Origin of the sequence: Rhodoferax sp. (assembly GCF_023701345.1) — a bacterium.
In the GTDB taxonomy this organism is placed as follows: Bacteria; Pseudomonadota; Gammaproteobacteria; order Burkholderiales; family Burkholderiaceae_C; genus Rhodoferax.
Window position 1 is genome coordinate 1 of the sequence record NZ_JAMPXE010000013.1, and the last position, 15,284, is coordinate 15,284.

Sequence of the window (15,284 nt, forward strand, 5' to 3'; positions counted from 1 at the left end):
CAAAATAACTCAAAACGCGATGGAGTCCATAACCGCAATCAACAAACCAATAAAGACTTAAAGCAGACGCGAGACTGACATTCACCGCAAACCGTGTAGTGTTTTAAAAAACAATACGGGCTGCATGATACGACAAGTTTCAGTTTTTCCAACATTTATTTTCAGACACCCCAAAAATGCGTTGGTTTGCTCAAGAAAATAGTGTGTCAATTTGCATTCCTTGCAAAGTCATATGGAGATTTCCCCATGAGCCTGCTGTTTTCCCCCTTGACCCTGCCCGCGCCGCGCGGTGGCCTGACGCTGCCCAACCGACTGGTGGTGGCGCCCATGTGCCAATATTCGGCCAATAACGGCTGTGCCACCGACTGGCATCTGATGCATTGGGGCAACCTGCTCAACAGCGGTGCAGCCATGGTTACCATCGAGGCCACTGCGGTGTTGCCCGAGGGCCGCATTACGCCCAACTGCCTGGGGCTGTGGGACGACCGCACCGAAGCCGCCCTGACCGACCACCTGCAGCGCGCCCGCGCCCTGGCCCCATCCGCAGCCGTCTGCCTGCAGTTGGCGCATGCCGGTCGCAAGGCATCGAGCGCGTTACCATGGCAGGGCGGCCAACTGCTAACGCCAGCCCAGGGCGGCTGGGAAACCTTTGCTCCGTCGGCGCTGCCGCATTTGCCCAACGAAACCGCGCCCACGGCCATCTCTGCCGCCAGGCTCATCGAGATTCGTGAAGCCTTTGTGACCGCCGCCCGGCGCGCCGCACGCCTGGGTGTCGAGGCCGTCGAGCTGCACGGTGCGCACGGCTATTTGCTGCACCAGTTTTTGTCACCCCTGGCCAATCAGCGCAGCGATGCCTATGGCGGCTCGTTTGAGAACCGCATCCGTTTCCCGCTGGAAGTATTCGCCGCCGTGCGCCAGGCATTTGATGGCGTGCTGGGTTTGCGCCTGTCGGCCACCGACTGGGTTGAAGGCGGCTGGGATCTGCCACAAAGCATTGAGCTGGCGCAGCGCCTGCGAGCCGCTGGCTGCAACTTTATTCACGTCTCTTCCGGCGGTGTTTCGCCACTGCAAAAAATTGCGCTGGGGGCGGGTTACCAGGTGCCGTTTGCTCAAGCCATCCGCGCCGCCACCGGCATGGTCACCACCTCAGTCGGCTTGATCACCGAAGCACAGCAAGCCGAGGCCATTCTGCAGGCAGGCGATGCTGACCTGATTGCCCTGGCGCGCGGCTTTTTGTACCAACCGCGCTGGGGCTGGCAAGCCGCCGCAGCCCTGGGTGGCACAGTGCAGGCCAGCCCGCAATACTGGCGTTGCCTGCCGCGCGAGGCCCAAACGGCTTTTGGCAAAGTGACGGTGGCGCAGCGTTAAGGTGCAACTTGGGCCAACCAGGCAGACACCTGCCCCACCGTCCGGTCGCTGGCTGAGGTCAGGGCGCGCACAGCGCCCAGCGCATCCGGCGTCGGTGCCGGCTGCTGCACCACAAAACTGCGTTGCGCCAGCAAGGCTTCACTGCCGGCAATGCGCTGCGACAGTGTGGCGCGCAAGCGCAGCAAGCCGTGGCTTTGCGCCGGGGAATCAAATACCTGGCTGAATTCTTCCAGCACCAGCCGCAAATTGAACTGCGCTGCCGCTTCACCCGGCGCCACCACGGCACGCTGTTCACCCAGCTGCTGGCGCAGGCGCTGGCTGATCAATTGCGCCGGCGGCATGCTCCAGCGCGTCAAGGCATAGGGCTTGAGCTGTTGCGCGTCGGCATAGGCCAGCCGGTACAGCACCGCGCTGCCTTCCAGCGCCGGGCTGACCTGGGGCTCGAACAGCGCCACGGCAGCCAGGCTGGGCAGCGCCCCCGTTACCGCGGCCGGCACCGGCGCGGGACCAAAGTCGTAGACCTTGACCATCGCTTCCGGTCGCGGTGTGGCGCAGCCAGCCAGCAGCAACATCATCAACACAAACAACAGACCAATGGGCTTGACCGAGTAAGTTTGGGTCGTAATTTTTTTCATGGTGCATTAAACCCGGGTTCACCCGGGCCGGGCATGGGGGGCGGCGCGCCCAGCAGCAGGGCCTGCGGGGTGTCGCGCAGGATGTGCGCCAGCTCGCCAATCTGGCGCGTGCTGCGCGCCACGTCCTGGGCAACGAGGTTCAGGCGCGGCAAGGTGACACTTTGCAAGCTTTGATTGGTGGCCACCCATACCTCGGCGCCCTGCCCGAGCTGGTCCAGCGCGCCACCGGGGCCCGCCATGCGCTCGGTCAGGCGCTGAAAAGCGCGTGCCGACGTTTTTGCGTTATCCGCGCTGTCACCCACGCGCAGCGAGGTCGCCTTCAGCAGGGCCAGACTGTCGCGCGTGCCCTGCGCCAGTTCGGGCAGCAGGGTGCGTGTTTGCGCTGTCAGCCGCTGGATCTCCGAGGCAACCCGGCCCAGATTGCCCACGGTGGTCATCAGGGTTTGTTGGTTCTGGCTGGAAAGCAATTGGTTGAGGCGCTGGCTGGCCTCGTCCAGCTGCTCCAACACGCGCTCGCCCCGGTCGGTCAGCTTGCTCACCAAACCGGGCCTGAGCGGAATGCGGCTGTTGTCTGCAAGTTGTGCCAGGGGAGCCGTCGCGCCTTCGGTCGGCTTGCTGTCGTCGAGCTGGATGAAAGCCAGCCCGGTCACGCCCTGGTAGCCCAGCGTGGCAAAAGTGCTGGTGCTGATGGGGGCCAGCTCATCGACCGCAATGCGCACCAGCACCTGGCCCCGGGCCTGGGGGTCCAGACGGATGCTGGTGACCTTGCCCACCGGCACGCCCTGGTAACGCACATTGGCCTGGGGCTGCAAGCCGCTCAGATTGACCTGACCGGCCAGTTCATAGCTGCGCAGTTGGCGTGTGTCGCGCGTCAGCCAAACCGCCAGGGCGATCAGCAAGGCGGTGACAAACAAGACAAACAGGCCAGCGGCCAGCGCGTGTGATTTGTTTTCCATGAGTTGTATTTAAACCCAAATCATTCCTAGAATGCGCTCCTGTGGGGGCATAGCTCAGTTGGGAGAGCGATTGGTTCGCAATCAATAGGTCGGCGGTTCGATCCCGCCTGTCTCCACCAGTTCAGCCGTCAATGTGACCTGATCATCGTGCCAAAAGCCTGGTCCGTCAAAATTTCCAGCAGCAGCACATGCGGCACGCGGCCGTCAATGATGTGCACCGAGTTGACGCCGCTCTTGGCCGCATCCAGCGCACCGGCAATTTTGGGCAACATGCCGCCGCTCAAGGTGCCATCGGCAAACAGGGCGTCTATCTGGCGCGCGGTCAGGTCGGTCAGCAACTTACCAGCCTTGTCAAGCACGCCGCTGATGTTGGTCAGCATCATCAGTTTTTCAGCCTTGAGCACGGTAGCCAGCTTGGCCGCCACCACGTCGGCGTTGATGTTGTAGCTCTCGTTGTTGTCACCAAAACCAATCGGACTGATGACCGGGATGAAGGCGTCGTCCTGCAGCGCCTTGACCACGCTGGGGTCGATGCTGACGATGTCGCCGACCTGGCCGATATCGTGCTCGATGCTGGGGTCGGCGTTGTCGAGCATCCTGAGTTTTTGGGCGCGGATCATGCCGCCATCACGCCCGGTCAGCCCCACCGCCTTGCCGCCGGCTTGGTTGATCAGGCCCACAATGTCCTGCTGCACCTCGCCGCCCAGCACCCACTCGACCACTTCCATGGTCTCGGCATCGGTGACGCGCATGCCCTGGATGAATTCACCCTTTTTACCCAAGCGCTTGAGCGCCGTTTCAATCTGCGGGCCGCCGCCATGCACCACCACCGGGTTGATGCCCACCAGCTTGAGCAGCACCACGTCTTCGGCAAAGTCGGCCTGCAGGGCGGGGTCGGTCATGGCGTTGCCGCCGTACTTGATGACCATGGTCTTGCCGTGAAATTTGCGAATGTAAGGCAGCGCCTGCGCCAGAATTTCGGCTTTGTCGCGCGGGGAAATGTGGGAAACGTCGGTCATGGTGGGCTCGGTGTTCAATGAAAGGACAGTGTAAGGCCGGTAAATTGTGCCGCATCTGGCCGTCATTGGAGCGTAGCGACGTGGCAATCCAGGACTTCACCACGCTCAGTGCCCCGCCGGTGCGTAGCCATGCACGCAACTGCTGAAGACGGCCCTGATTGCGGCCACGTCATTGGCCTGGGCTGACTGCTGCAAGGTGTGCAGATACTGCTCAAGGTCTTCCCACGCCAAATAATCTTCATGCGCCTTCATGATGCGGGCGTGCGCGGTGGCTTCGGGGTTGTTGCCTATCAAGAGCTCCTCATAGAGCTTTTCGCCGGGGCGCAAGCCGGTGACGGTGATCTCGATGTCGCCATCGGGATGCTCGGCATCGCGCACGCGCAGGCCGGACAGTTCAACCATGCGCCGGGCCAGGTCGATGATCTTGACGGGCTCACCCATGTCGAGCACAAACACATCGCCCCCCACCGCCATGGCGCCCGCCTGCAGCACCAGTTGCGCAGCCTCGGGGATGGTCATGAAATAGCGGGTAACCTCGGCATGCGTCACGGTGAGCGGGCCGCCATCGGCCAACTGGCGGCGAAAGAGCGGCACCACACTGCCGCTGGAGCCCAGCACGTTGCCAAAGCGCACCATGGAAAAACAGGTGGCGGGATTCTGCATCGCCAGCGCTTGCAGCACCAGTTCGGCCATGCGCTTGCTGGCCCCCATGACGTTGGTGGGGCGCACCGCCTTGTCGGTGCTGATCAGGACAAACCGCCGGGTGCCGCTGTGCAGCGCAGCCTGCGCCAGGTTCAGGGTGCCAAACACATTGTTCAAAATGCCTTCACCCGGATTGTCTTCCACCATGGGCACATGCTTGTAAGCGGCGGCGTGGTAGACCGTGGCCGGGCGATAGGCCTCAAACACGGCCTGCAGACGCTGCGGGTTGCGCACACTGCCCAGCAGCGGCACCAACTCCACAGGGAGTTCAGCCGCCCGGCAGATGGCCTGCAGCTCCTGGTGGATGATGTACAGACCGTATTCATTGTGGTCCAGCAACAGCAACTGGCGTGGGCGTTGCAACACGATCTGGCGAGTGAGTTCACTGCCGATGCTGCCGCCGGCACCACTCACCAGCACCACTTGCGCCGCCAGATCGCGCGCCAGCAGGGCAGCGTCTGGTGACACCGGCGCACGGCCCAGCAAATCCTCCACATCCAGCTCACGAATATCCTGCACAGTGACGCGGCCACTGGCCAAATCTGACAAACCGGGTAGGGTGCGAATGTGGATCGGCAACGGCCTCAGACTATCAAGAATGGCATTGCGGCGATCACGCGAAGCACTCGGCAAAGCCAGCAGCATATCGGTCACGCCCTGGCGGACGATGACATGCGGCACCTCGGCAGGCGCAAATACCGGCACGCCATTGACACTGCGGCCTACCTTGGCCGAGTCATCGTCCACAAAACCCAACAGTGCATATTGCTGCGACAAGCGCAATGCCGCTGCTGTCTGCACGCCTGCGGTACCTGCGCCGTAAATCAGCAAACGGCCTTCCACTTTGGCCGCCGAATGGCCCAGATCAGCCAGCCAAAAACGAGCTACGGCCCGGCTTGCGCCAACCAGAAACAAAAAAATCAGGGGCTGCAGAACCCCCAGGCTGCGCGGCACCATCGGCCATTGCATCCATAGCAAGATCGCCGTCAACAGGCATCCGTACAGCAGCACGGCCAGGCCCGTGGCCTGCAGCGCTGCCTGCCCGGTGTACCGAAAAATTGCCCGGTAAAGACCAAATCGGACAAAGATGGGAATGGCAAGCAGAGGCGCCAGCAGATAAACCCACCACTGGGCACCGCTAGGCCAATTGGGCGCATCAAGCCTGAGCGTGTAGGCCAGCCAAGTGGCGAGGAAAGCCAATACAACGTCGAGCGCGATGACCACCAATTGCTTGACCGTACGTGGCCAATCCAAAACCCGGCTTTGCAAAATAGCGCCCCTAAGCGTTCACAACGCCTTGCAAGGCGCATTTAATGTCTGGTAATTTATATGGCAAACGCTTCTTTGCTTTGCCCTTGCGCCACCAAGGCCGCCAGCCAGCGCGGCATCAAACCGCGACCGCTCCAGGTTTCACCATTGGGGCCGCGATATTTGGCGGGAGCAGGGCTGCCAGACTTGGCCGCACCAACTTTGCGCGGACGACTCTTGCCACCATCCAGATCTGCCAAGGTAATTCCAAAGGCTGCCATTTTGGCTTTGATCTCTTGCACCGTTTTATTGAATTCCTGGGCCTTGATTTCTTCAGCCTGTTTTTGCAGAATGGCGATTTGGTTTTGAATATCGATTAAATTAGTCATGGTTTTACCTGTATATAAAAGTTATAAAGTACATTGGCACGTTATCGTGACTCTTTTAATGTGTCATATTATCTCGTTTAATAACCCTCCAGGTGGTGAGAAAAATAATTTTTACATCAAAAAATATCAACTGTCTATGAAAATAAACAACATCCAGCACAACCTTTTCAGGAATCGGTAACGCATCCTGGCCATTAATTTGTGTCCAACCTGTCAAGCCTGGTAGCAACTCATGTACACCTGCCTTGGTGCGCAATTCAACCAAATTATGCTAATTCAACCTTATCTTGTCCACGCACCGCACCTGATCCAACAAAATACGCGCATTTCTCCTGAAAAATCACTTCGGGGCGACAACCCATTGACCGCCCAGCACTAGTGATGGGCGCAATGACCCTGACGGCACGAGGCAAAACGGTGTTCATATCGTCTGGCGACACCACCAGCGCAGGGTGCGTTTTAACTCAATACACTTCACTGCGGGATACAACCGCCAACCGATCCTGCCCCATATAGTGCATCAACCACGGCACTGCCGCCAATATCGCAAACATGGACACCACGGTGCCCATAAGAGACCATAAGGCCGAGTTGAAGAATTTACGAGGTAAGCGCGCGGTTTTGCGCATTTGGATCAAATTTGCCGAGGAAAAGGCGTAGGAAAGCACCCTTGCCATGATTATCGCTGTGACTCGACGTCCCAGATAATCTACAAAACACCAAAACGGCGGATTCAAAAGTGAAGTTCAACACCCGTTAAGGAAACTCTCCATAACATCGCCGAAATTATGTTGATGAAGTTGTCAAAGACCTGCTCACCTTCAAACGCCGCATGAAGTTCAAACAATACCTGGTCGGATCAATATTCATGCACGCCCATAGTTGTCTTCAAACCGGACGATGTCGTCTTCACCCAGATATTCGCCGCTTTGTACCTCGATCATCACCACGTCAACCACCCCGGGGTTTTGCAGGCGATGCTTGTGGCCGGCGGGAATGTAGGCGGATTCATTGGCTCTGATCAGAATTTCCTGATCGCCATTGGTGACCTTGGCTGTCCCGCTGACCACCACCCAGTGCTCGCTGCGGTGGTAGTGCATTTGCAAGCTCAGGCTGGCACCGGGCTTGACCTCGATGCGCTTGATCTTGAAGTTGCGGCCCTCTTCCAGCACCGTGTAAGTGCCCCAGGGGCGGTGCACCGTGCGGTGGTGTTTGTGCGCCTCATGCCCCTGGGCTTTGAGACTGGCGTAGATGTGCTTGACATCCTGCGCGCGGCTGCGGTCGGCCACCAGCAGGGCGTCAGGGGTGTCGATGATGAGCAGGTTGCTGACACCCACGGCGCCCACCATGCGCTCGTTACTCTGGATGTAGCAATTATTCACACCGTGCAGTTGCACTTCGCCTTCGATGCGGTTGCCATTGCCATCCGGCGCGGTCAGGTCGCCAACGGCGCTCCACGAGCCAATGTCGCTCCAGCCAATGCTGCACGGCACCACGGCCACGTTGCGCGACTTTTCCATCACGGCGTAGTCAATGGAGTCGTCTGGCACTTGGGCGAAGGCATTGGGCGGGAGTTCGGTCTGGGTAAAGCCCTTTCCTGTTGCCGTGCTGGCTTGCTCAATGCAGGCACGGGTGGCAGCCAGGATGGCGGGACAGTGTTGCTCCATCTCGCGCAGCATAGTGCCAGCGGCAAAACAGAAAATACCGGCGTTCCACAGGTAGCGGCCGGTGGCCAGATAGGCCTGGGCTTTTTCCAGGCTGGGTTTTTCAACAAAAGCCAGCACGGTGTTGCCGTCGGCCTCGATATAGCCATAGCCGGTTTCGGGCGCCGATGGCTGGATGCCAAAGGTAACCAGCTTGCCTTGCCGGGCCAGTTGCGTGGCTTGCGCCACGGCTGCGGCAAAAGCGGCTTGGTCGGCAATGAGGTGGTCGGCGGCAAGCACCAGCAGCACGGCGTCTTCACCATGCGTGGCCGCCACTTGCAGCGCGGCGGCGGCAATGGCGGGCGCCGTGTTGCGGCCGAAGGGCTCCAAAATATAACTGTTGGCAAGCGGGTTGGGGCTGGTGCAGGCAACCTCGCGGTACTCGTCTTCGGTTTTAAAGAAAAGTTCACGGTTGGTAACGGTAAGCACCTCGGCCACGTCGGGCAACGCAGCACCGCGCAGCCAGGCTTTTTGCAGCAGGCTTTGGCCGTCTGCCAGGCGAATGAAGGGCTTGGGGTGCAGTTCCCGCGAGACTGGCCACAAACGCGATCCCGCACCACCACACAAAATTGTAGGTATCAGCTTCAAAATACTTCCCTGCCAGTTTGATCGCCAAATAAAACTTGCGTTTATTTGGACTTATAGTTTCTTCCCGACTTAATTTTAGCTGCATGCCTGCTGGCGCAATTCTGACGGCTGATGGACTGTGTAAGCGAATGTTAAACGGCAGGGTTCAATTCAAACAACATGATGTAGTCACGATGCATGGATTGACACACTTCGCACTGACAGCCGGGGCAATCATCATCGCGAAGAGCACCGCGACGTGGCAATCCAGAAATTCAGGCGATCATGATGGGTTGGACGGGCCTGCCCTGAGTAAAAATCGCACCACAAATTGGCCTTTATCATCTGCCAACAGCGCAGTGATTTGGTCCATGTCAATATTCATGTAGACATGGACCAGCCGATTTCGCAGGCCAATGACTGCGTTCCATGCCGGTAAATCTTCCAGCGCAATCAGCTTATTGTTGACCAAGGCACGAAAGGCATCGTAGCCGGACACAGGAACCGGTTGATCGCTCGCTTTGAGCCACTGCTTGGCTTTGCCAATGGCGTTTTCAATGAGTATTTGCAAAGCATGCAACACACCGCCCTGTTCCAGCGGCGTGAGCGCACGCCCTTGCTTGAGAACGGCTTTGGCTTGTGCCAGCAAGGCGCTTTGTTCGGCCGCAATACGGGAGTTTCAGCCTGGTACAGTTCAAGCCGCATGACGCTGCTCCCAATAAAAGTCTTCCAGGTCGCGCCAGGTGCGCTGCAAAAAATGCGCCCAGGCCAGCGAATCCTGCCCCATTAACGGCAAGCCTTCTTCGGCCACGCTGGCGCGCATGGCCAGGTTGGCGCGGCGCAGCGTCTCGGTCAGCTCCAGCGCGCTCAACCAGTCAAGCTGCGGCGACCACTGCAAGGCAATGTCCCAATCGCTGTCGTCTCGGGCACTGCCCGTGGCGCGGCTGCCCACCAGCACGGCAAACTCAAGATGCGGCTGCGCAAGCAGGGTTTGCGCCAAGGTGTTGGCTACGGGCGGAACAAGGTTGTGGGATGGCATGAGGGTGGGTTTGAGGTGCGTTGAATTCTATCTATTCCGCCCGGTAAATGAAGTATGAACCGTTCGCCCTGAGCTTGACAAAGGGTAGAAGGACTTCGACAGGCTCAGCCCGAACAGAACTTGAAACATCATCGGGCCGGATCAATAAAGTAGGGCCAAATGATTGTTTTTCTTGAGATGACAACCCTCAAAAATGGATCCCCCGCATCATCTGCTGCATCGCCACCGCCTCGGCTGACAACTGTTGCTTGTCTGGTTTGGCACCCTTGGCGGCAGATGAGTCCGGGAACATCCTGAAACTGGTGTTCATGGCAATTTGCGCCACGCGCGGCAGCGCGGCGTGCAGCACCTGGCCAAAAATGCCCATGCGAGTGGCGATGCGCACCGGCTTGAAGATGCAGGCCTGGGCGACCAGATCGGCGGCTTCTTCGGGGCTGAGGGTCGGCACGTTGTTGTACAGGCCGGTGGGCGCAATCATGGGGGTGCGCACCAGCGGCATGTTGATGGTGGTAAAGGTAACGCCCTGGTCGGCGAACTCGCTGCTGGCGCAGCGCGTCCAGGCATCCAGCGCCGCCTTGCTGGCCACATAGGCGCTAAAGCGTGGCGCGTTGGTGAGCACGCCGATGCTGCTGATGTTGACCACATGGCCCTTGTGCCTGGCCACCATGCCGGGCAGGAAACCCATGGTGACGCGCAGGCTGCCAAAGTAGTTGAGCTGCATGGTGCGCTCGTAGTCGTGAAAGCGGTCGTAACTGGATTCGATGGCGCGGCGAATGGAGCGGCCCGCATTGTTGACCAAAAAGTCGACGCCGCCATGCTCCCGGGTGACTTGCGCGACAAAGCTGGCGCAGGCCTCGGGCTCGGAAATGTCGACGGCATAGGCCACAAACTGGTAACCACGCACTTTGGCCTGGACGCAGGCCTCGTCGAGCTTGTCCTGGTCACGTCCGCAAATCAAAGTGATGGCACCGGCCTCGGCGAACTTGTGCGCCGAGGCCAGACCAATGCCGGACGAGCCTCCGGTGATCAGCACCACTTTGCCACCCACGGTGCCGCGCAAGGACCGATCGATGTGCAGTTCGGGGTCGAGGTGGCGCTCCCAGTAGTCCCACAGGCGCCAGGCGTAGTCCCGCAGGTTCGGGCATGCAACGCCTGTGCCTTTCAGCGCGGCCAAGGTGTCGCGGCAGTCAAAGCGTGTGGGGTAGTTGACAAAGGTGAGCATTTCCTCGGGCAGGCCCAGGTCTTTCATGATGGCGGCGCGCACCCGGCGCACCGGCGCCAGCGCCATCAGGGCTTTGCTGACATTGCGTGGAATAAAGCCAAACAGCGCGGCGTTGATGAACAGGTTCATCTTGGGCGCATGGGCGGCCTTGCTGAAAATGTCGAGCACGTCACCGACGCGGTAGCCCACCGGGTCCACCAGGTGATAACAGCGGCTGGCCGTGTCTTTTTGGTGGCTGATGGCGGCCAGTGCCGCCACCACAAAATCCACCGGCACGATGTTGATACGCCCGCCCTCCAGCCCGATCGACGGCAGCCACGGCGGCAGCAGCTGGCGCATGCGCTGGATCAGCTTGAAGAAATAATAGGGGCCGTCAATCTTGTCCATCTCGCCGCTCTGGCTGTCGCCCACCACCATCGCCGGGCGATAGACCGACCAGGGCACTTTGCACTCGGTGCGCACAATTTTTTCGCTTTCATGCTTGGTCATGAAATACGGGTGCTCGTAGTTCTCGGCTTCATTGAACATGTCTTCGCGGAACACGCCTTCGTACAGGCCGGCGGCGGCGATCGAGCTCACGTGGTGAAAGTGCCCGGCGTCAACGGCGCGGGCCAGTTCGATGGTGTTGCGCGTGCCCTCGACGTTGACCACGATCTGGCTGGCGGCGTCGGCGCTCAGGTCGTAAATGGCCGCCAGATGGTAGAAATGGTCCACCTGCCCCTTGAGTTGCTTGAGGTCCGCCGCTGAAATCCCCAGCTTCTTGCTGGTCAGGTCGCCAGACACCGGGATGACGCGCGCCGCGCTGGCGCCCCAGAACTCCCGCAAAGCCTTGACCTTGCCCGCGCTGCCAGGTCGCACCAGAAAATACACCACCGCGCCCTTGCGCTCCAGCAATTGCTTGACCAACCGTTTGCCGATGAACCCGGTAGCACCCGTGACGAAATAACGCATCGATGTCTCCCAAAGAAGAATGCCATTTTTGCCTGAATTGCGCGCTGCAAGTCAATCTGAGCTTCAAACGAAGGTGGCAGGAGAAACCCCAAAGCGTTCGCTGAGCGCCCGTACTTGGCGGATATTGAGTTCCCGCTTGCCCCTAAGGATTTCAGAGACAACGCCTTGGCTGCCAATCTCGGGCAGATCGCATTGCTTGATGCCGTGTTGCGCCATCAAAAACTTGAGCGCTTGCACGCCGGTAACATCGGGCAACGGATGGTGTTCGGCCTCGAAGTCCTCAATGAGGTCGCCGACGATGTCGACCAGACCCATCGCGGGATGGTTTTCGTCGCCAGCGGCCTCGTCGAGCAGGGCTTCGAGCATCGCCACCATTCGCTGGTAATGCGCTTCGTCCCGGATGGGGGCGATGTCGGTGGTACGGCGAAAGGTCTCCCACGCCGGGAGCAGGTATTTCACCTGGATGTGTGCATTCATGATTTCCATGCTCCTTTGTCGTAGTCCCGGTGCGTCAACACCGTTTTGATATAGACGATCTGCTTCTCAAACCGGATGTAAGCGATGAGACGGTATTTGTTGCCGCCAATATCGAATACTGTCAGTTCGCCGACCTTGCCTATGGCATTGAAGGCCGCCTTCAGTTCAGCCCAGTGGTCAAATCGATTCTTCTCAATCACTCTTCGCCAGCCCTGCAAGGGCTCATCAGCACGAGGGTGCAGCGCCGCGAAGGCGCGCAGTGCGCTGTTGCTGATAATTTTCATGAGTACGAGTTTATCTCGTTTTGAGATTTATGCAATTGACGCCTCGTGCACGAAGGCGAATTCGCCGGTGGTTTTAGGAAGCTCCCCCTACACATTTGCCACCGTCCTCTTTAAAGTTGCTTCCATGCACCGAAGTTCTTGGTGCAACAGCATTAACCTTTTACCCATCAGGAGTTCAACATGGTTACCAAACTCAAAAAAGTCAGCCCAGCAGCCAAGTCCGGCGGCAAGTCGGCCACCAAAAAGTCGGCCAAAGCTACGGCGTACAAGTCGTCCATTTTGTCGGGCTCGGTAAAAGACTCGGCCCAGCAGATCTGGCAAGCCGGCCTGGGCGCGTTCAACAAGGCACAGGTCGAAGGCAGCAAGGCGTTTGAGGCACTGGTGAAAGAAGGCGTGAGTTTTCAGCGCAAAACCCAGTCTGCGGCCGAAGAAAAAATCAACGAAGCCACGCAAAAGATGACCAGCATGGCCAGCGACATCGGCAGCAAGGCTTCGGGCCAGTGGGACAAGCTGGAAAACATTTTTGAAGAGCGCGTGGCCAAGGCGCTGCACAAGCTCGGCGTGCCCTCGGCCAAGGACATCGATGCCCTGATGGCCCGCATTGACGCGCTGAATGCCAGCGTGAAAAAGCTCAGTGCCACCAAAACAGCGGCCAAGCCCGTTGCCAAAGTACCCGTCACCAAGCCGGCGGCCAAAAAGGCCCCTGCCCGCAAAGCCCCGGCAGCCAAAAAAGCCGCACCCCAAACAGCTCAAGCGGCTCAGGTAAACCCTGCATAAACAGGGGCCTGAAGCGCCCTACACTGCAGTGGTATGACGCGTCACCAAGCCCACGCTCCCAAGATCGCCCTGGCGCTGGCCGGCGGCGGGCCACTGGGGGCCATCTACGAGATTGGCGCCCTGTGCGCGCTGCAGGAGTCGCTGCAGGGCATCGATTTCAACCGGCTGCAGCATTACGTGGGGGTATCGGCCGGCAGCTTCATTGCGGCGGGTCTGGCCAACGGCGTCACGCCACAGCAACTGTTTTCAGTGTTCATTGAAGACCGCAAGCAGCAGGCCGAAGCGTTCGATCCGGCCTGGCTGCTGCGACCCGCCTTTGGCGAGTTTTTTGCCCGCAGCCTGTTGTTGCCGGGCCTGTTGCTGGCCGGCGCCTGGCAGGGCACGCTGGGGCGCAAGTCTTTGATGCGTGCGCTGGAGCACCTGAGCCCGAGCCTGCCCACCGGGATTTTCTCCAATGCCAAAGTTGAAGTTGAGCTGGAACGGCTGTTTTCCAGACCCGGGCGCAGCAACGATTTCCGCCAGCTCAAAAGCCGGCTGACCCTGGTGGCCACCCATCTGGACAGTTGCCAGCCGGTTGCATTCGGCCGCCCGGGCTGGGACCATGTGCCCATCTCCAGGGCCGTGCAAGCCAGTGCCGCCCTGCCGGGCCTGTTTCCACCGGTCGAGATTGACGGCCAGCATTTTGTCGATGGTGCCCTGCTCAAGACCATGCACGCCTCGATTGCGCTCGACGAAGGCGTCGACCTGATGTTGTGCATCAACCCGCTGGTGCCGTTTGACGCCTCGGTGCGGCAAGCCGCCACCGATGCCGCCGCTCCTCCCTGGGCCGCGCCCGAGCCAATTCCGCGCATTGCCGATGGCGGTTTGCCCGCCGTGCTGAGTCAGACCTTCAGGTCGATCATCCACTCGCGTCTGGTGCTGGGGCTCAAGAGCTACGAGCAGGCCTACCCCAACACCGACATGGTGCTGATCGAGCCCGACCACCGCGACCCCGAACTCTATCTGGCCAACACCTTCAGCTACAGCCAGCGCCGCCACCTGGCCGAACACGCCTACCAACAAACTCGCCAGTTGCTGCGTTCGCGCCAAACCGGCCTGAGCACCAGGCTGGGCTACCATGGCATCAGCCTCAACCATGCCGTGCTCGACGACACCAGCCGCCACTTGTGCCGGCCCCGGCGCGACCCCAGCCGGATCAGCCATGCCCTGACCAGGCTGCACACGGTGCTGAACAAGCTGAATCAGGTGATGCAGACCGCCGCCCCTGAGGGCCTGCCTGGATGATCAAAAAAGCCCCCCGGCGCACAGCAGAGCGCATTCTTGAAGTCACACTGGGGCTGTTCAACCGCTTCGGCGAGCCCAATGTGTCCACCACGCTGATCTCAGCCGAGCTCAATATCAGCCCCGGTAACCTGTATTACCACTACCCGGCCAAGGACGAGCTCATCAACGCGCTGTTTGACCGTTTCGAGCGTCCTTTGAACGAGCTGTTGGGTGCGGGCGACGACGTGCGCAACGTCGAAGACGCCTGGTTTTACATGCACACCTTGTTTGAGCTGATCTGGCAATACCGGTTCTTGTACCGCGACCTGAACGACCTGCTGAGCAAGAACCGGCGCCTGGAAACGCACTTCCAGGTTATCCTGAAAAACAAGACCCGCTCCATCCGCGCCCTGCTCGAAGGCATGCGCCGCGGCGGTGCCCTGCAAATTGACGCGCGCGAGATCGAGGCCACCGCGACCAGCATGGTGGTGGTGCTGACCTACTGGCTCAGTTTTGAATATGTGCGTGACCCGCGCAATGCACTCGAAGAGCAAAACGCCCAGGCCGCGCTGCTGCGTGGCGTGCAGCATGTGCTGAACCTGCTGGCGCCTTACCTGGAAACGGCCCAGCGCGACCACTTGCTCAAGCTCTGCGATGCCTACAATAAGGAAATCAGATAGAAAG

General features: G+C 59.7%; 16 protein-coding genes, 1 tRNA gene and 1 pseudogene. 5 read left to right on the top strand and 13 right to left on the bottom strand.

Annotated features, from left to right (window positions below):
- Window positions 1–246: 246 nt before the first annotated feature.
- A complete protein-coding gene (locus NDI87_RS03150) occupies window positions 247–1,368 on the top strand; it encodes an NADH:flavin oxidoreductase/NADH oxidase (RefSeq protein ID WP_296273351.1) in 1,122 nt (373 codons plus the stop codon).
- On the opposite strand, the gene NDI87_RS03155 is transcribed toward NDI87_RS03150, so the two are convergent.
- Window positions 1,365–2,003: an ABC-type transport auxiliary lipoprotein family protein gene (locus NDI87_RS03155; protein ID WP_296273352.1), complete on the bottom strand. Its 639-nt coding sequence runs from the start codon at window positions 2,001–2,003 to the stop codon at window positions 1,365–1,367. The two genes, NDI87_RS03150 and NDI87_RS03155, sit on opposite strands and share 4 nt — an antisense overlap.
- On the bottom strand, window positions 2,000–2,959 hold the full coding sequence (locus NDI87_RS03160) for an MlaD family protein (RefSeq protein ID WP_296273353.1): 960 nt from the start codon (window positions 2,957–2,959) through the stop codon (window positions 2,000–2,002). The genes NDI87_RS03155 and NDI87_RS03160 overlap by 4 nt, the downstream gene beginning before the upstream one ends.
- Window positions 2,960–3,002: 43 nt before the next feature.
- On the opposite strand from NDI87_RS03160, the gene NDI87_RS03165 reads away from it, so the two are divergent.
- Window positions 3,003–3,078, top strand: a tRNA-Ala gene (locus NDI87_RS03165).
- 9 nt (window positions 3,079–3,087) lie between these two features.
- Here the strand turns inward: NDI87_RS03165 and argB are convergent.
- The 11 genes and pseudogenes from argB to NDI87_RS03215 all read right to left on the bottom strand — a co-directional run bounded on the left by argB (window position 3,088) and on the right by NDI87_RS03215 (window position 12,560).
- The gene (argB, locus tag NDI87_RS03170; RefSeq protein ID WP_296273354.1) at window positions 3,088–3,978 is read right to left on the bottom strand and encodes an acetylglutamate kinase; all 891 of its coding nucleotides are present in this window, start codon (window positions 3,976–3,978) and stop codon (window positions 3,088–3,090) included.
- A 105-nt stretch (window positions 3,979–4,083) separates the two neighbouring features.
- A complete protein-coding gene (locus NDI87_RS03175; protein WP_296273355.1) occupies window positions 4,084–5,949 on the bottom strand; it encodes a nucleoside-diphosphate sugar epimerase/dehydratase in 1,866 nt (621 codons plus the stop codon).
- Window positions 5,950–6,005: 56 nt separating this feature from the next.
- A complete protein-coding gene (locus NDI87_RS03180; RefSeq protein WP_296273356.1) occupies window positions 6,006–6,317 on the bottom strand; it encodes an H-NS histone family protein in 312 nt (103 codons plus the stop codon).
- Window positions 6,318–6,372: 55 nt separating this feature from the next.
- The gene (locus NDI87_RS03185) at window positions 6,373–6,582 is read right to left on the bottom strand and encodes a sugar transferase (protein WP_296273357.1); all 210 of its coding nucleotides are present in this window, start codon (window positions 6,580–6,582) and stop codon (window positions 6,373–6,375) included.
- Window position 6,583: 1 nt separating this feature from the next.
- Window positions 6,584–6,766: pseudogene (locus NDI87_RS17475) on the bottom strand (hypothetical protein); the annotation flags it as partial.
- A 417-nt stretch (window positions 6,767–7,183) separates the two neighbouring features.
- Complete coding sequence (locus NDI87_RS03190) at window positions 7,184–8,608, bottom strand: mannose-1-phosphate guanylyltransferase/mannose-6-phosphate isomerase (protein WP_296273358.1); 1,425 nt, start codon at window positions 8,606–8,608, stop codon at window positions 7,184–7,186.
- Between the two features lie 262 nt (window positions 8,609–8,870).
- Window positions 8,871–9,236, bottom strand: a complete 366-nt coding sequence (locus NDI87_RS03195) for a DUF86 domain-containing protein (protein WP_296273359.1) — start codon at window positions 9,234–9,236, stop codon at window positions 8,871–8,873.
- Window positions 9,237–9,281: 45 nt separating this feature from the next.
- Window positions 9,282–9,626 carry a nucleotidyltransferase domain-containing protein gene (locus tag NDI87_RS03200; protein WP_296273360.1) on the bottom strand — a complete coding sequence of 115 codons (345 nt, stop codon included), beginning with the start codon at window positions 9,624–9,626 and terminating at the stop codon, window positions 9,282–9,284.
- Between the two features lie 187 nt (window positions 9,627–9,813).
- Window positions 9,814–11,799 carry an SDR family oxidoreductase gene (locus NDI87_RS03205; RefSeq protein WP_296273361.1) on the bottom strand — a complete coding sequence of 662 codons (1,986 nt, stop codon included), beginning with the start codon at window positions 11,797–11,799 and terminating at the stop codon, window positions 9,814–9,816.
- A gap of 63 nt (window positions 11,800–11,862) precedes the next feature.
- Window positions 11,863–12,276 carry a transcriptional regulator gene (locus NDI87_RS03210; RefSeq protein ID WP_296273362.1) on the bottom strand — a complete coding sequence of 138 codons (414 nt, stop codon included), beginning with the start codon at window positions 12,274–12,276 and terminating at the stop codon, window positions 11,863–11,865.
- On the bottom strand, window positions 12,273–12,560 hold the full coding sequence (locus tag NDI87_RS03215) for a type II toxin-antitoxin system HigB family toxin (protein ID WP_296273363.1): 288 nt from the start codon (window positions 12,558–12,560) through the stop codon (window positions 12,273–12,275). The genes NDI87_RS03210 and NDI87_RS03215 overlap by 4 nt, the downstream gene beginning before the upstream one ends.
- 180 nt (window positions 12,561–12,740) lie before the next feature.
- On the opposite strand from NDI87_RS03215, the gene NDI87_RS03220 reads away from it, so the two are divergent.
- The 3 genes from NDI87_RS03220 to NDI87_RS03230 are packed head-to-tail and all read left to right on the top strand — an operon-like array spanning window position 12,741 to window position 15,280.
- Complete coding sequence (locus tag NDI87_RS03220) at window positions 12,741–13,337, top strand: phasin family protein (protein ID WP_296273364.1); 597 nt, start codon at window positions 12,741–12,743, stop codon at window positions 13,335–13,337.
- A 33-nt stretch (window positions 13,338–13,370) separates the two neighbouring features.
- Complete coding sequence (locus tag NDI87_RS03225; RefSeq protein WP_296273365.1) at window positions 13,371–14,621, top strand: patatin-like phospholipase family protein; 1,251 nt, start codon at window positions 13,371–13,373, stop codon at window positions 14,619–14,621.
- Window positions 14,618–15,280: a TetR/AcrR family transcriptional regulator gene (locus tag NDI87_RS03230; RefSeq protein WP_296273366.1), complete on the top strand. Its 663-nt coding sequence runs from the start codon at window positions 14,618–14,620 to the stop codon at window positions 15,278–15,280. The genes NDI87_RS03225 and NDI87_RS03230 overlap by 4 nt, the downstream gene beginning before the upstream one ends.
- The last annotated feature ends 4 nt before the right edge of the window (window positions 15,281–15,284 follow it).

Excerpts from the sequence above, each read along its gene's own strand:
- NDI87_RS03155 (WP_296273352.1), bottom strand. The coding sequence starts at position 2,003 with ATGAAAAAAATTACGACCCAAACTTACTCGGTCAAGCCCATTGGTCTG.
- NDI87_RS03205 (WP_296273361.1), bottom strand. The coding sequence starts at position 11,799 with ATGCGTTATTTCGTCACGGGTGCTACCGGGTTCATCGGCAAACGGTTG.
- NDI87_RS03160 (WP_296273353.1), bottom strand. The coding sequence starts at position 2,959 with ATGGAAAACAAATCACACGCGCTGGCCGCTGGCCTGTTTGTCTTGTTT.
- argB (WP_296273354.1), bottom strand. The coding sequence starts at position 3,978 with ATGACCGACGTTTCCCACATTTCCCCGCGCGACAAAGCCGAAATTCTG.
- NDI87_RS03230 (WP_296273366.1), top strand. The coding sequence starts at position 14,618 with ATGATCAAAAAAGCCCCCCGGCGCACAGCAGAGCGCATTCTTGAAGTC.
- NDI87_RS03180 (WP_296273356.1), bottom strand. The coding sequence starts at position 6,317 with ATGACTAATTTAATCGATATTCAAAACCAAATCGCCATTCTGCAAAAA.
- NDI87_RS03215 (WP_296273363.1), bottom strand. The coding sequence starts at position 12,560 with ATGAAAATTATCAGCAACAGCGCACTGCGCGCCTTCGCGGCGCTGCAC.
- NDI87_RS03200 (WP_296273360.1), bottom strand. The coding sequence starts at position 9,626 with ATGCCATCCCACAACCTTGTTCCGCCCGTAGCCAACACCTTGGCGCAA.
- NDI87_RS03220 (WP_296273364.1), top strand. The coding sequence starts at position 12,741 with ATGGTTACCAAACTCAAAAAAGTCAGCCCAGCAGCCAAGTCCGGCGGC.
- NDI87_RS03210 (WP_296273362.1), bottom strand. The coding sequence starts at position 12,276 with ATGAATGCACACATCCAGGTGAAATACCTGCTCCCGGCGTGGGAGACC.
- NDI87_RS03150 (WP_296273351.1), top strand. The coding sequence starts at position 247 with ATGAGCCTGCTGTTTTCCCCCTTGACCCTGCCCGCGCCGCGCGGTGGC.
- NDI87_RS03225 (WP_296273365.1), top strand. The coding sequence starts at position 13,371 with ATGACGCGTCACCAAGCCCACGCTCCCAAGATCGCCCTGGCGCTGGCC.